The 11,494-nt window shown below is 67.8% G+C and carries 11 protein-coding genes; 7 read left to right on the plus strand and 4 right to left on the minus strand.

The genetic code is table 11. From position 1 onward, the window contains the following. Positions 1-62: 62 nt before the first annotated feature. Both QMX96_RS11445 and QMX96_RS11450 read right to left on the minus strand, forming a co-directional pair. Positions 63-590, minus strand: coding sequence for a UPF0149 family protein (locus QMX96_RS11445; protein ID WP_282361809.1), 528 nt, complete (start codon positions 588-590; stop codon positions 63-65). Positions 591-691: 101 nt separating this feature from the next. After that, entirely contained in the window at positions 692-1,411 is a 720-nt protein-coding gene (locus tag QMX96_RS11450; RefSeq protein ID WP_282361810.1) for an SDR family oxidoreductase, read from the minus strand. Between the two features lie 216 nt (positions 1,412-1,627). Between QMX96_RS11450 and QMX96_RS11455 the strand changes: the two genes are divergently transcribed. The 7 genes from QMX96_RS11455 (at position 1,628) to QMX96_RS11485 (ending at position 9,111) form a co-directional block, all read left to right on the plus strand. Beyond that, positions 1,628-2,317 carry a type II CAAX endopeptidase family protein gene (locus QMX96_RS11455; protein ID WP_052504326.1) on the plus strand — a complete coding sequence of 230 codons (690 nt, stop codon included), beginning with the start codon at positions 1,628-1,630 and terminating at the stop codon, positions 2,315-2,317. A gap of 62 nt (positions 2,318-2,379) precedes the next feature. After that, entirely contained in the window at positions 2,380-3,591 is a 1,212-nt protein-coding gene (locus tag QMX96_RS11460) for a YeeE/YedE family protein (protein ID WP_054916313.1), read from the plus strand. 262 nt (positions 3,592-3,853) lie between these two features. Then, complete coding sequence (locus QMX96_RS11465) at positions 3,854-5,077, plus strand: SfnB family sulfur acquisition oxidoreductase (protein ID WP_229589529.1); 1,224 nt, start codon at positions 3,854-3,856, stop codon at positions 5,075-5,077. A 9-nt stretch (positions 5,078-5,086) separates the two neighbouring features. Further along, complete coding sequence (locus QMX96_RS11470; protein ID WP_282361811.1) at positions 5,087-6,460, plus strand: LLM class flavin-dependent oxidoreductase; 1,374 nt, start codon at positions 5,087-5,089, stop codon at positions 6,458-6,460. Next, on the plus strand, positions 6,457-7,122 hold the full coding sequence (locus tag QMX96_RS11475; protein ID WP_054916316.1) for a methionine ABC transporter permease: 666 nt from the start codon (positions 6,457-6,459) through the stop codon (positions 7,120-7,122). Before QMX96_RS11470 ends, QMX96_RS11475 begins: the two co-directional genes overlap by 4 nt. A 92-nt stretch (positions 7,123-7,214) precedes the next feature. Further along, a complete protein-coding gene (locus QMX96_RS11480; protein ID WP_282361812.1) occupies positions 7,215-7,985 on the plus strand; it encodes a MetQ/NlpA family ABC transporter substrate-binding protein in 771 nt (256 codons plus the stop codon). A gap of 73 nt (positions 7,986-8,058) precedes the next feature. Next, on the plus strand, positions 8,059-9,111 hold the full coding sequence (locus QMX96_RS11485) for a methionine ABC transporter ATP-binding protein (RefSeq protein WP_058541401.1): 1,053 nt from the start codon (positions 8,059-8,061) through the stop codon (positions 9,109-9,111). A 38-nt stretch (positions 9,112-9,149) separates the two neighbouring features. On the opposite strand, the gene ssuD is transcribed toward QMX96_RS11485, so the two are convergent. Both ssuD and QMX96_RS11495 read right to left on the minus strand, forming a co-directional pair. Next, positions 9,150-10,289, minus strand: coding sequence for an FMNH2-dependent alkanesulfonate monooxygenase (ssuD, locus tag QMX96_RS11490; protein WP_282361813.1), 1,140 nt, complete (start codon positions 10,287-10,289; stop codon positions 9,150-9,152). A gap of 99 nt (positions 10,290-10,388) precedes the next feature. Further along, a complete protein-coding gene (locus tag QMX96_RS11495) occupies positions 10,389-11,489 on the minus strand; it encodes a sigma-54 dependent transcriptional regulator (RefSeq protein ID WP_043864440.1) in 1,101 nt (366 codons plus the stop codon). Positions 11,490-11,494: the final 5 nt, after the last annotated feature.

An 11,494-nucleotide genomic window follows, 5' to 3' on the forward strand; every position in this document is an offset into this window, starting at 1 on the left:
AGGAACTGCGCCGAACCTGTGGGAGCGGGCTCGACCCGCGATGGGCGGCGCCGCCGCCCGCTTCAGCGCTGCGTCGCCCAGTACCCCTGCAACGCCCGCGCCGCGGGCTCGATGGCGGCCACGCGCTGGCGATGCAGCGCCACATCCAGGTCGGCGGGCAGTTCGAAGTTGTCCTGTGCGGCACAGGTCTCGATCACATCCAGTGCCACCTGCTGCTGCGCCGGCAAGGCCGGCCAGTTGGCCAGGCCTGCACCGCGCAGGTAGCCAAAGCACCACTCTTCGGCCAGCGTCAGCGGCTGGCCGTTGTGCTCGGTCTCTTCGAAGCGCGGCGAGAAACGCTCGGCCAGGTTGTTCGCGTGCAGGGTCACCAGCTCGACGAAGCGCTGGCAGTCTGCAGCGCTTTCCCATTCCGGCTGGCGACCACCGAAGATCCCCGGGAACCATTCGTCGATAGCCACAGGCGCCGGGCCGGACACCAGCGCGGTGAGGTAGCCGTCCAGTTCCGAGGCGTTGAGCACCGAATGGTCATCGCCATACTGCAGCAGGATGTCTTCGATGAACTCGAAGTCGGTGTCGTTGAGCGTCTGCATGAAAAAGGTCCTTCACATAACGGTGGGCGCAGCCAGGCTGCGCGTCAAAGGCGGGAAGGATGGCGCTTTCGCCGGTTTTTATCCAGCGTGCTGATCAGCGCTCAGAAGCGCTCGTCGAGCAGGGCCGGCAAGGTCAGCTCCTTGACGTAGCTGGCCGACGACAGGCTCAGCGCCATGCGCACCACCTGCACCACGTCGTGCACGGGGATCAGCTGGCCTTCGCCGCGTTGTTCGGCCACGTCGCGGGGCGTGCTGAGCGGGTCTTCGGTGTTGAGGTAACCCAGGTTCAGGCAGGTCACGGCCAGGCGCTGCTGGCGGTAGCCTTCGCGCAGCGCATCGGCGATGCCACGCAGGGCGAACTTGGAGGCGCCGAAGGCCACCTCGGGGCGCCCGCTCTGGGGCAGGCCGGAGGTGGAACCGGTGAGGATGATGCGCGGGGTGGCGCTGCGCAACAGGGTGGGCAGCAGGCGCTTGATCAGCAGCAGGGTGGCGGTGATGTTGCAACTGACGATGGCCTGTACCTGCGCGTCGCTGTCGCCGAGAAAGTCGTAGGCCGGGTCGAAGGCCAGCTCTTCCCAGATGCCGAGGTTGTAGATCAGCGTGTCGAGGCCGTGCTCTGCCACAGCCTGGGCGATGGCGTGCGCGGCGCTGGCCGGCTCGGCCAGGTTGGCTTCGACCCAGTTCAACTGCACGCCGGCCTTGGCGGCGATGCCGTCGGGGCGTGTGCGCGACACGCCGACCAGCGTGTCGCCCGCCTCGCCGAGGCCTTCGATCAGGGCCTTGCCCAGCCCTTTGCTGGCACCGACTACCAGGGTTTTCATGGGGTGATTTCCTTGTCTGCACGGGGAGAGAGCGCGGATGCAAACAGAGGGCGAGGGGAATGGCAAATGGCCGGATGTATCCAGATGTGAATCTACTTGAGCGCTTAGTCTGTAGCAGCCGGCTGCCGGCGATGGGCTGCGCAGCAGCCGCGAACTCGCCATAATGCGCGCCCCGCCAAGGAGAACGCTGTGAACAACCCCGTACAAGGAAGTCCCGTGACCACCCCTTACATCGCCAGCACCGCCGGCAAGCGCATCGGCCTCGCGCTGCTGGGTCTGCTGCTGTACTTCACCGCGCAGTTCGCCGGCGCCTTTCTGTTCGGCAGTGGCCTGGACTTCACCCTGGCTTTGTTCGGCGCCCACCTGGTGGCGTGTGCAGCCATCGGCGGGCTGTACCTGTTGCTGCGGCGCAACCCGCTGGCCGGGCATGCCTTCAGGGGGGCCAACTTCAGCTACAAGGCCCTCTGGCTTGGCCTGACCAGCGTGGTGGTGGTCTACCTGCTGGCCTACAACTACGCCGCCCTGGTCGACCAGCCCGCCGAGCCGTTCATGCTGCAGTTCATGACCCTGCTCGGTGCCGGTTCGCTGGCCGATCGCGTGCTGCTGACCAGCATGGTCATCGTGCTCGCCCCCCTGGGCGAAGAGCTGGCATTCCGGCATTTTCTGCTCAACCTGTTCCCGTTCCGCAAGCCGCTGTGGGCGGTGGTGGCGATCGTGGTCAGCGCCCTGGCGTTTGCCGCCATCCACCTGCAGTACACCTTCAGGTCGACCGTGGTGCTGTTGTTCATCCTCGCCCTGATGCTGGCCTATGCGCGGATCCGAACCGGCGGCCTGCTGGTGCCCATGGCGATGCATGCCTGCGCCTCGACCCTGGCGCTTGCGATGTACCCGCTGTTCTATCCGTGAGCCCGCACGGTGGCTGGTGACGGTATACTCGCGGCCTGTTCCGTCTATATCCGAGTATCGTCATGGGTCTTTCTCTCTCCGCGGCGCCTGAGCGCCGTCTCGGCGCGCCACTGGTTGCGCTGTCATTGCTGGTGGTCGGCGCCGTCTTTCTGAATGCCAGCGTGGGCATCAAACAGGTGCTGCTGCTGATCGTCGGCGCCGCCCTGGGCCTCACGCTGTACCACGCCGCGTTCGGCTTCACGTCCGCCTGGCGGGTGTTCATCAATGAGCGCCGTGGCGCCGGCCTGCGCGCGCAGATGGTGATGCTGGCTATCGCCGTGCTGCTGTTCTTTCCGGCCCTGGGCGCCGGCACGCTGTTCGGCCAGCCGGTGACCGGGCTGGTGGCGCCGGCCGGGGTGTCGGTGGTGTTCGGTGCGTTCATCTTCGGCATCGGCATGCAGATGGGCGGCGGCTGTGCCTCGGGCACCCTGTTCACGGTGGGCGGTGGCAACGCGCGCATGCTGGTGACGCTGCTGTTCTTCATCATCGGTTCGGTAACTGCAACCCACCACGCCGACTGGTGGTTCGCGCTGCCGTCGTTCCCGGCCACCTCCGTGGTGCAGACCTTTGGCGTGGCCCCCGCGCTGGTGCTTAACCTGGTGGTGTTCGGCCTGATCGCCTGGGGCACGGTGGTGCTGGAGAAGCGTCGCCACGGCGCCCTCGAGGCCCCGGCAGGCAGCCAGCATGAGGGCCTGCGTCGCTTCCTGCGTGGCCCGTGGCCGCTGGTGTGGGGCGCGATCGGCCTGGCGCTGCTGAACTACGCGACCCTGGCACTGGCGGGCCGGCCGTGGGGCATCACCTCGGCGTTCGCCCTGTGGGGCGCCAAGACCCTGAGCGGGCTGGGCGTGGACGTGGGCAGCTGGGCGTTCTGGCAGATGCCGGGCAACGCCAAGGCCCTGGCTGCACCGCTGTGGGAGGACGTGACCACGGTGATGGACATCGGCATCGTGCTGGGTGCGTTGCTGGCAGCAGGCCTGGCCGGGCGCTTCGCGCCGAGCCTGAGGATTCCGATGCGCTCGCTGCTGGCCGCGGTGATCGGCGGCCTGCTGCTGGGCTACGGCTCGCGGCTGGCGTATGGCTGCAACATCGGCGCGTACTTCAGCGGCATCGCCTCGGGCAGCGTGCATGGCTGGCTGTGGCTGGTGGCGGCGTATGCCGGCAACGTGGTGGGGGTGCGGATTCGCCCGCTGTTCTTCGTGGCTGAACGCAAGAGCGTGGCAGCCAGCGGCGGCTGAGGCTGGCGGTACTGCATGGGAACCGGCTCGCAGCAGCCGGTTTTTTCATGCCTGCCCGTTACTGCGAATAGGCGCGCGGTGTACGGGGAGCAACTGACCGCTGTCGTACTGTTGCACTGCGAACAGTTGGCCAACACTTTGTTGCCGTGCATCCAGCCATGTCGCTTTATGTTGTACGTAACTAATTGATTTATAGGTGAAATTCAAGTGGCATGGGTTGTGCTATCTCACGGGTGACTCTGTGTACTCATCGAGATAGACCATGACTGCCACCCCTGTTTCTGCCCACTACGACATCCGCCAGCCGGATGCCCACGTCATCCGTGACGATGCCGAAGCCATCGCCATTGCCCATCGGGTTGCCGCGCTGCTGCGCGAAGGCGCGTCCGAGCGCGACCGCAGCCGCCAGGTCCCGGCCGACGTGGTGGATGCGTTCTCCAACAGCGGCCTGTGGGGCATCACCGTACCGAAACAATACGGCGGGGCGCAGGTGTCCTTCGCCACCCTGGCCGAAGTGATCGCGATCATCTCCGCCGCCGACCCTTCGCTGGGGCAGATACCGCAGAACCACTACTGCCTGCTCGAAGACATCCGCCTGCAGGGTAGCGAAGAGCAGAAGCGCTTCTTCTTCGACCTGGTGCTGACCGGGCACCGCTTTGCCAATGCGCTGTCGGAAACCGGCGGCAAGAACGTCAAGGAGATCCAGACCCGCATCGTGCCCCATGCCGATGGCTACCGCATCGACGGGCGCAAGGGCTACTGCACCGGCTCGTTGTACGCGCACTGGCTGGGGGTGCTGGCGCTGGACGCGCAGGACCGCTCGCAACTGGCCTTCGTGCGCCGCGATACCCCGGGCCTGGTGATCGTCGATGACTGGGACAACATCGGCCAGCGCACCACCTCCAGCGGCACGGTGCTGGCGCAGGAGCTGATCGTGCCGGCGTTCAACCTGTTTCCCACCTACCGCTCGTACGAAACCCCGACCCTGGCCGGCCCCTTCGCGCAACTGACCACCGCCGCCATCGACGCCGGCATCGGCCGTGCGGCGCTGGACGACGCCATCACCTTCATCCGCGAGCAGGCCCGCCCGTGGATCGATGCGGGCGTGGAGCAGGCCAGCCAGGACCCGCTGACCATCGTGCAGATCGGCGCGCTGGAGATTCGCCAGGAAGCCGCCGAGGCCCTGCTGGAGCGCGCCGGCAAGGTGCTCGACCGGGCCAGCCTGGCCCCCGACGAGGACTCGGTGGCCCAGGCCTCGGTGGCCGTGGCCAAGGCCAAGGTGCTGACCACCGAAGCGGCGATCGAGGCCAGCAACCGCCTGTTCGAGCTGGGCGGCACGCGCTCCACCCAGGTGCGCCACAACCTCGACCGGCACTGGCGCAACGCCCGCGTGCACACCCTGCACGACCCGGTGCGCTGGAAGTACCACCTGGTGGGCAACTGGGCCTTGAACGGAGCCAAGCCACAGCGTCACGACTGGAACTAGGCCGCCACCATGCCCAAGCAGATACGCCTCAATGCCTTTGCCATGAACACCGTCGGCCACCTGTCGCCGGGCTTGTGGCGCCATCCGCGTGACCAGGCCACGCGCTACACCGACATCCACTACTGGACCGAGCTGGCCAGGACCCTGGAGCGCGGCAAGATCGACGGGTTGTTCATCGCCGATGTGCTGGGCGCCTACGACGTGTACGGCGGCAACGCCGACGAGGCGCTGCGTACGGCTGCGCAGGTGCCGGTCAACGACCCGCTGCAGCTGGTGCCGGCCATGGCCGCCGTCACCGAGCACCTGGGGTTTGGCGTGACCGCCTCGGTGTCGTTCGAGCACCCGTACCCGTTTGCCCGGCGCATGTCCACGCTCGACCACCTGACCCGTGGCCGCGCCGGCTGGAACATCGTCACCTCGTACCTGTCCAGCGGGGCGCGCAACCTTGACCAGCGCGAACAGCTGTCGCATGACCAGCGCTACGCCCTGGCCGAGGAGTACCTGCAGGTCTGCTACAAGCTGTGGGAGGCCAGCTGGGAAGACGACGCCGTGCGCGCCGACCGCGCCAGCGGGGTGTATGCCGACCCGGCCAAGGTGCACGGCATCGGCCACCAGGGCGAGTTCTTCCAGGTGCCGGGCTTTCACCTGTGCGAGCCTTCGCCCCAGCGCACCCCGGTGCTGTACCAGGCCGGTGCCTCGACGCGCGGCAGGGCGTTTGCGGCGGCCAACGCCGAGTGCGTGTTCGTTGCTGCGCCGAGCAAGACGGTGCTCAAGAACCAGGTGGCGCAGGTGCGCGCTGCGGCGGTGGCGGCCGGCCGCGCACCGGGCGATATCCTGGTGCTGGAGCAGCTTACGGTGATTGTCGCCCCCACCGATGAACAGGCCCTGGCGCGCCTGCGCGAGTACCGCGAGTACGCCAGCGCCAGCGGTGCGCTGACGCTGATGTCGGGCTGGACCGGCATCGACTTCGCCCAGTACCAGAGCGACCAGGTGCTGCGCGAAGTGCAGAGCGATGCGATCCAGTCGGCGGTGGAAGCCTTCACCCGTGCCGACCCCAGCCGCACTTGGACCACCGCCGAAATTGCCGACTATTGCGCCATCGGTGGCGACGGCCCGGTGCTGGTGGGCTCGGCGCAGACGGTGGCCGACCAGTTGCAGGAATGGGTGCAAGAGACCGACGTGGACGGCTTCAACCTGGCCAGCGTGGTGGCCCCGGAAACCTTCGAGGCGGTGGTCGACCTGCTGGTGCCCGAGCTGCAGGCCCGTGGCCTGTTCAAGCGCGATTACGCCCAGGGCACGCTGCGCAACAAGCTGTTCGACGCAGGTGACCGGCTGGGCGCGCCGCACCCGGCCGCCGCGCTGCGCAGGGGCGCTGGGCAATGAGCGAGCTGCTGGCCCATGTCAACTGGCCCGAGGTGGGCCAGGCCTGCCTCGACACCTTGAGCATGCTCGGCGTAGCGCTGGGTTTCACGGTGCTGATGGGGCTGCCGCTGGGGGTGCTGCTGTACCTCACCGGCCAGCGCCAGTTGCTGGCCTCGCCGCTGGTGTACCGCGTGCTGTCGGTGGTGGTGAACGTGCTGCGTTCGATGCCGTTCATCATCCTGCTGATTGTGCTGATCCCGCTCACCCAGGTGGTGGCCGGTACTTCGCTGGGCGTGCCCGGCGCCATACCTCCGCTGGTGATCGGCTGTACGCCGTTCTTTGCGCGGCTGGTGGAAATCGCCCTGCGCGAGGTCGACCGCGGCCTGGTGGAGGCCACCCAGTCGATGGGTGGCAGCACCTGGCAGATCGTGTGGCACACCGTGCTGCCCGAGGCGCGCACCGGCCTGATTGCGGCGGTGACGGTGACCGCCATCGTGCTGGTGGACTACACGGCGATGGCCGGCGTGGTCGGTGGCGGCGGCCTGGGCGACCTGGCGATCCGCTTCGGCTACCAGCGCTTTCAGACCGACGTGATGGTGGTGACCGTGCTGCTGCTGATCGTACTGGTGCAGGTGCTGCAGGTGAGTGGCGACCGGCTGGTGCGGCGCTTCACCCGGCGTTGAATTGTGTTTCCCGTCAGCGGCAGCCGGGTTTCGCTGCCGCCGGCCCACGTATCCCACGGCGGCCAATGTTCTACCTGTTCAGGAGCAAGCCCATGAAGAAGACCCTGGCCGTACTGGCCGCCGTGCTGTCGCTGTCGGCGCACGCCAACGAGAAACTGGTGGTGGGCGCCACCCCGGTGCCGCATGCCGAGATCCTCGAGTTCGTCAAACCGGCGCTGGCGGCCGAAGGCGTGGACCTGGACATCAAGGTGTTCAGCGATTTCATCCAGCCCAACCTGCAACTGGCCGAGAAGAACCTGGACGCCAACTACTACCAGTACCGGCCGTTCCTCGACGAATTCAACGCCACCCGCAAGACCGACCTGGTGCCGGTGGTGGGCGTGCACATCGAGCCTTTCGGTGCGTACTCCACCCGCATCAGGAGCATCGCCGAGCTCAAGGACGGTGCCAGCGTCGCCATCCCCAACGACCCGGTCAACGCCGGGCGTGCCCTGGTGCTGCTGCACGAAGCCGGGCTGATAACCCTCAAGGACCCGAGCAACACCCTGGCGACCCAGCGCGACATCGCGGCCAACCCAAGGCTCCTGAAGATTCGCGAACTCGAAGGCGCGCTGCTGGCCCGTGCGGTGAACCAGGTGGACCTGGCGTTCGTCTTCGCCAACTACGCGCTGGAGGCGGGCATCGATACCAGCAGCGCGCTGATCGTGGAGAAGGGCAAGGACCTGTACGTGGAGTACCTGGTCGCACGCCCCGACAACATCGATGACCCGCGCATCCAGAAGCTGGCCAAGGCGCTGAACTCGCCACAGGTGCGCGACTTCATCCTGACCCGCTACAAGGGCCAGATAGTGCCCGGCTTCTGAGCCCCGGTGGCCCGCGCTGGCGACAGCGCGGGCCTTGGTCGAATCGCATCCTTCGCAGGGCAGGCCTTGATCCATGGTCAGTTTCAATCAACAGCCGCTGGCAGGCGCCGTGCATATCCGCCTGGTGGGGCTCGGCAAGCAGTACCCGGGGCGCGAGCGCACTGTGCATGCGCTGCGTGACATCAACCTGGAGATACGCCGGGGCGAGGTGTTCGGCATCATCGGGCGCAGCGGCGCGGGCAAGTCGTCGCTGCTGCGTTCGCTCAACCGCCTGGAGCAACCCAGCAACGGCCAGGTGCTGATCGACGGCGAGGACATCGCCGGCTACGACACCGCGCAACTGGCCCGTCAGCGCCAGCGCACCGGCATGATCTTCCAGCACTTCAACCTGATGTCGGTGAAAACCGTCGGCGAGAACATCGGCCTGCCGCTCAAGCTGGCCGGCATTGGCCGCGCCGAGCGCGAGCGGCGGGTGAGCGAGATGCTGCAACTGGTGGGCCTGGAGGACAAGCGCGATGCCTTCCCCGCACAGCTGTCCGGTGGCCAGAAGCAGCGCGTCGGCATCGCCCGGGCGCTGGTGCTGCAGCCCGACCTGCTGCTGTGCGACGAGGCGACCTCGGCGCTGGACCCGCAAAGCACCCAGTCGATTCTGGCGCTGCTACGCGATATCAACCGGCGCCTGAACCTGACCATCGTGCTGATTACCCACGAGATGGAAGTGATCCGCGAGCTGTGCGACCGCGTGGTGGTGCTGGAGGCGGGCGAGGTGGTGGAGCAGGGCGAGGTGTGGCGGGTGTTCGGCTGCCCGTGCCACGAGGTGACCCGCACCCTGCTGCGCACCCTGCACCCTGGCGGCGCCCATGACCTGGCCCCAGCCAGCGCCGGCGACTGGCTGCTCGACCTGCATTACACCGGGGCCCGTGGCCAGGCGCCGGAGCTGAGCGCGATCAGCGCGGCACTGGGGTACCCGACCCACCTGGTGCAGGCCAATATCGAGCGTATCCAGGGGCGTATCCTTGGCCGTCTGCGCGTGCGCGTGGAGGCCCCTGAACAGGTGTGTGCGCAGGTGCTGCAGCAGGCCCGCACAGTGGCCGACAGCGTCGAGCGGGTGGCCGCACGGGCCTGAGCCGACCCGCCTGCACCGGGTAGCCCGGGCCCTGCCCGTTACTGGCTGGCGGCGGGCCTGGCCTGGCCGGCACGCACGTCGAAGGCGCCCCCGGTGAAGGCGCCATCCACCGTCACCTTGCTTTTGCCGGGCAGCAGCGGGAACACCAGTTCGGCGAAGCGGTAGGCTTCCTCCAGGTGCGGGTAGCCCGACAGCACGAAGCGGTCCACGCCCAGGGCGACGTACTCCTGCAGCCGTGCCGCCACAGTGGCCGGGTCGCCGACCAGTGCGGTGCCGGCGCCGCCACGCACCAGGCCGACCCCGGCCCACAGGTTGGGCGAGACTTCCAGTTGGTCGCGGCGCCCGCCGTGCAGCGCGGCCATGCGCCGCTGGCCTTCGGAATCCATGCTGGCGTAGTTGGCCTGTGCGGCGGCGATGGTGGCCTCGTCCAGGTGGCTGATCAGTTCCTCGGCCGCCGCCCAGGCCTGTTCACTGGTTTCACGCACGATCACATGCAGGCGCACGCCAAACTGCACCGTGCGCCCGTGGCGGGCGGCACGGGCGCGCACGTCGGCGATCTTTTCGGCCACCGCGGCGGGTGGCTCGCCCCAGGTCAGGTAGGCGTCCACATGCCTGGCCGCCAGCTCGTGCGCGGCGGCTGACGAGCCACCGAAGTACAGCGGCGGGTAGGGCGTCTGCACCGGCGCGAAGAAGTTCTGCGCGCCCTCCACCCGCAGGTGCTCGCCGTGAAAGTCGACCCGTTCGCCACTGAGCAGCTGGCGCCACACGGTGAGGAATTCGTCGGCGGCGTCGTAGCGCTGGTCGTGCGCGAGAAACACGCCATCGGCGGCCAGCTCGGTGGCATCGCCGCCGGGCACCACGTTGAGCAGCAGGCGTCCGCCGCTGGCCTGGTCGAGGGTGGCGGCCTGGCGCGCCGACGCGGTGGGGTTGCCCAGCGAGGTGCGCAGGGCCACCAGCAGCTTGAGGCGGTGGGTCACCGGCACCAGGCTGGCGGCGGTGACCCAGGGGTCGAGGCAGCTGCTGCCGGTGGGGATGAGAATGCCGTCATAGCCGAGGTTCTCGGCGGCCACGGCAATCTGGCGCATGTAGGCGTTGGTGGCCGGGCGCCCGCTGGCGGAGTGGCCGAGGTAGCGGGTGTCGCCGGAGGTGGGCAGAAACCAGAAGATATCGAGGCTCATGGTGGGGTGCTCGTTGCAGGAAGAATGGGCCACCGCCCCGGCCGGGACGGCGTGCAACGCAAGGTGGGTGAAGTCGCTGCTTGCTGGGGCAAGTCTGGGTCAGATCGACAGGTTGATGACGCGTGTGGCGTTCGGCTCCGGTGGCGGCTGGCGCTTGTTCACCACCAGTTCGCCGATGCGGATCAGCAGGGCACGGGTGACGTTGCGGCTCAGGCCGAGCAGGCGCGCGGTGTGCACCTGGTTGTAGTGGCAGAAGCGGTAGGCACTGCGCAGCAGCGCCTCCTCGACCTTTTCATGCAGCGCGCCGTGCTCTTCTTCGAACAGCTTCTGAAACGCGCGCTGCAACAGGGCGTTGGCGGATGTGTCCGGGGCGGGTGTGCCCTCGGGCCGCTCGATGCGCAGGTTGGACAGGCGCAGGTCGTCCTGCTGGATCACGCCGTCATGGCAGATCAGCAGGGTGTGGTGGATGACGTTTTCCAGCTCGCGGATGTTGCCCGGCCAGTCGTAGCTGGCCAGCTTGTGCTCGGCCTCGCTGCTCAACTGCACATCGCCATAGCCCAGGCGGGCGCTGTAGCTGGCCATGAAGTGGCGGGTCAGCGGCAGGATATCGCCGGGGCGCTCGCGCAGCGGGTACAACTGCAGGCTGACCACGTTGAGGCGGTAGAACAGGTCTTCGCGAAAGTGCCCGGCGTTGATCGCCTTTTCCAGCTGCACGTTGGTGGCGGCCAGCACGCGCACGTTGATCGGGATGCTCTTGCGCGACCCCAGGCGCACCACTTCGCGCTCCTGCAGCACACGCAGCAGCTTGACCTGGATGGCCATCGGCAGGTCGCCGATCTCGTCGAGAAACAGCGTGCCGCCGTCGGCTTCCTCGAACCAGCCGGCCTTGGACGCCAGGGCGCCGGTGAAGGCGCCCTTTTCGTGGCCGAACAGTTCGGCCTCGACCAGCGACTCGGAGAACGCCCCGCAGTTGACCGCCACGAACGGCCCGTGGTGGCGCCGGCTGAGGTTGTGGATATGTCGCGCCACCAGCTCCTTGCCCGTACCGGTTTCGCCAATGATCAGCACGCTGGCCTCACTCGGCGCGACCTGCTGCAGGTGGGCGAGCAGCGCCTGCGACCTCGGGTCTTCGAACACCTGTGCGGTGGCCCTGATCGAGGTGGCCAGGGTTGGCGATGGCGGGAGCGTCAACAGGTGCATGGGCA

Origin of the sequence: Pseudomonas sp. PS01300, assembly GCF_029960155.1 — a bacterium.
Classification (GTDB): domain Bacteria; phylum Pseudomonadota; class Gammaproteobacteria; order Pseudomonadales; family Pseudomonadaceae; genus Aquipseudomonas; species Aquipseudomonas palmensis.

What these genes read in the sequence shown, in the direction of transcription:
- ssuD (WP_282361813.1), bottom strand. Translation starts at nt 10,289, where the DNA reads ATGAGCCTCGATATCTTCTGGTTTCTGCCCACCTCCGGCGACACCCGC.
- QMX96_RS11475 (WP_054916316.1), top strand. Translation starts at nt 6,457, where the DNA reads ATGAGCGAGCTGCTGGCCCATGTCAACTGGCCCGAGGTGGGCCAGGCC.
- QMX96_RS11485 (WP_058541401.1), top strand. Translation starts at nt 8,059, where the DNA reads ATGGTCAGTTTCAATCAACAGCCGCTGGCAGGCGCCGTGCATATCCGC.
- QMX96_RS11470 (WP_282361811.1), top strand. Translation starts at nt 5,087, where the DNA reads ATGCCCAAGCAGATACGCCTCAATGCCTTTGCCATGAACACCGTCGGC.
- QMX96_RS11450 (WP_282361810.1), bottom strand. Translation starts at nt 1,411, where the DNA reads ATGAAAACCCTGGTAGTCGGTGCCAGCAAAGGGCTGGGCAAGGCCCTG.
- QMX96_RS11465 (WP_229589529.1), top strand. Translation starts at nt 3,854, where the DNA reads ATGACTGCCACCCCTGTTTCTGCCCACTACGACATCCGCCAGCCGGAT.
- QMX96_RS11495 (WP_043864440.1), bottom strand. Translation starts at nt 11,489, where the DNA reads ATGCACCTGTTGACGCTCCCGCCATCGCCAACCCTGGCCACCTCGATC.
- QMX96_RS11445 (WP_282361809.1), bottom strand. Translation starts at nt 590, where the DNA reads ATGCAGACGCTCAACGACACCGACTTCGAGTTCATCGAAGACATCCTG.
- QMX96_RS11460 (WP_054916313.1), top strand. Translation starts at nt 2,380, where the DNA reads ATGGGTCTTTCTCTCTCCGCGGCGCCTGAGCGCCGTCTCGGCGCGCCA.
- QMX96_RS11480 (WP_282361812.1), top strand. Translation starts at nt 7,215, where the DNA reads ATGAAGAAGACCCTGGCCGTACTGGCCGCCGTGCTGTCGCTGTCGGCG.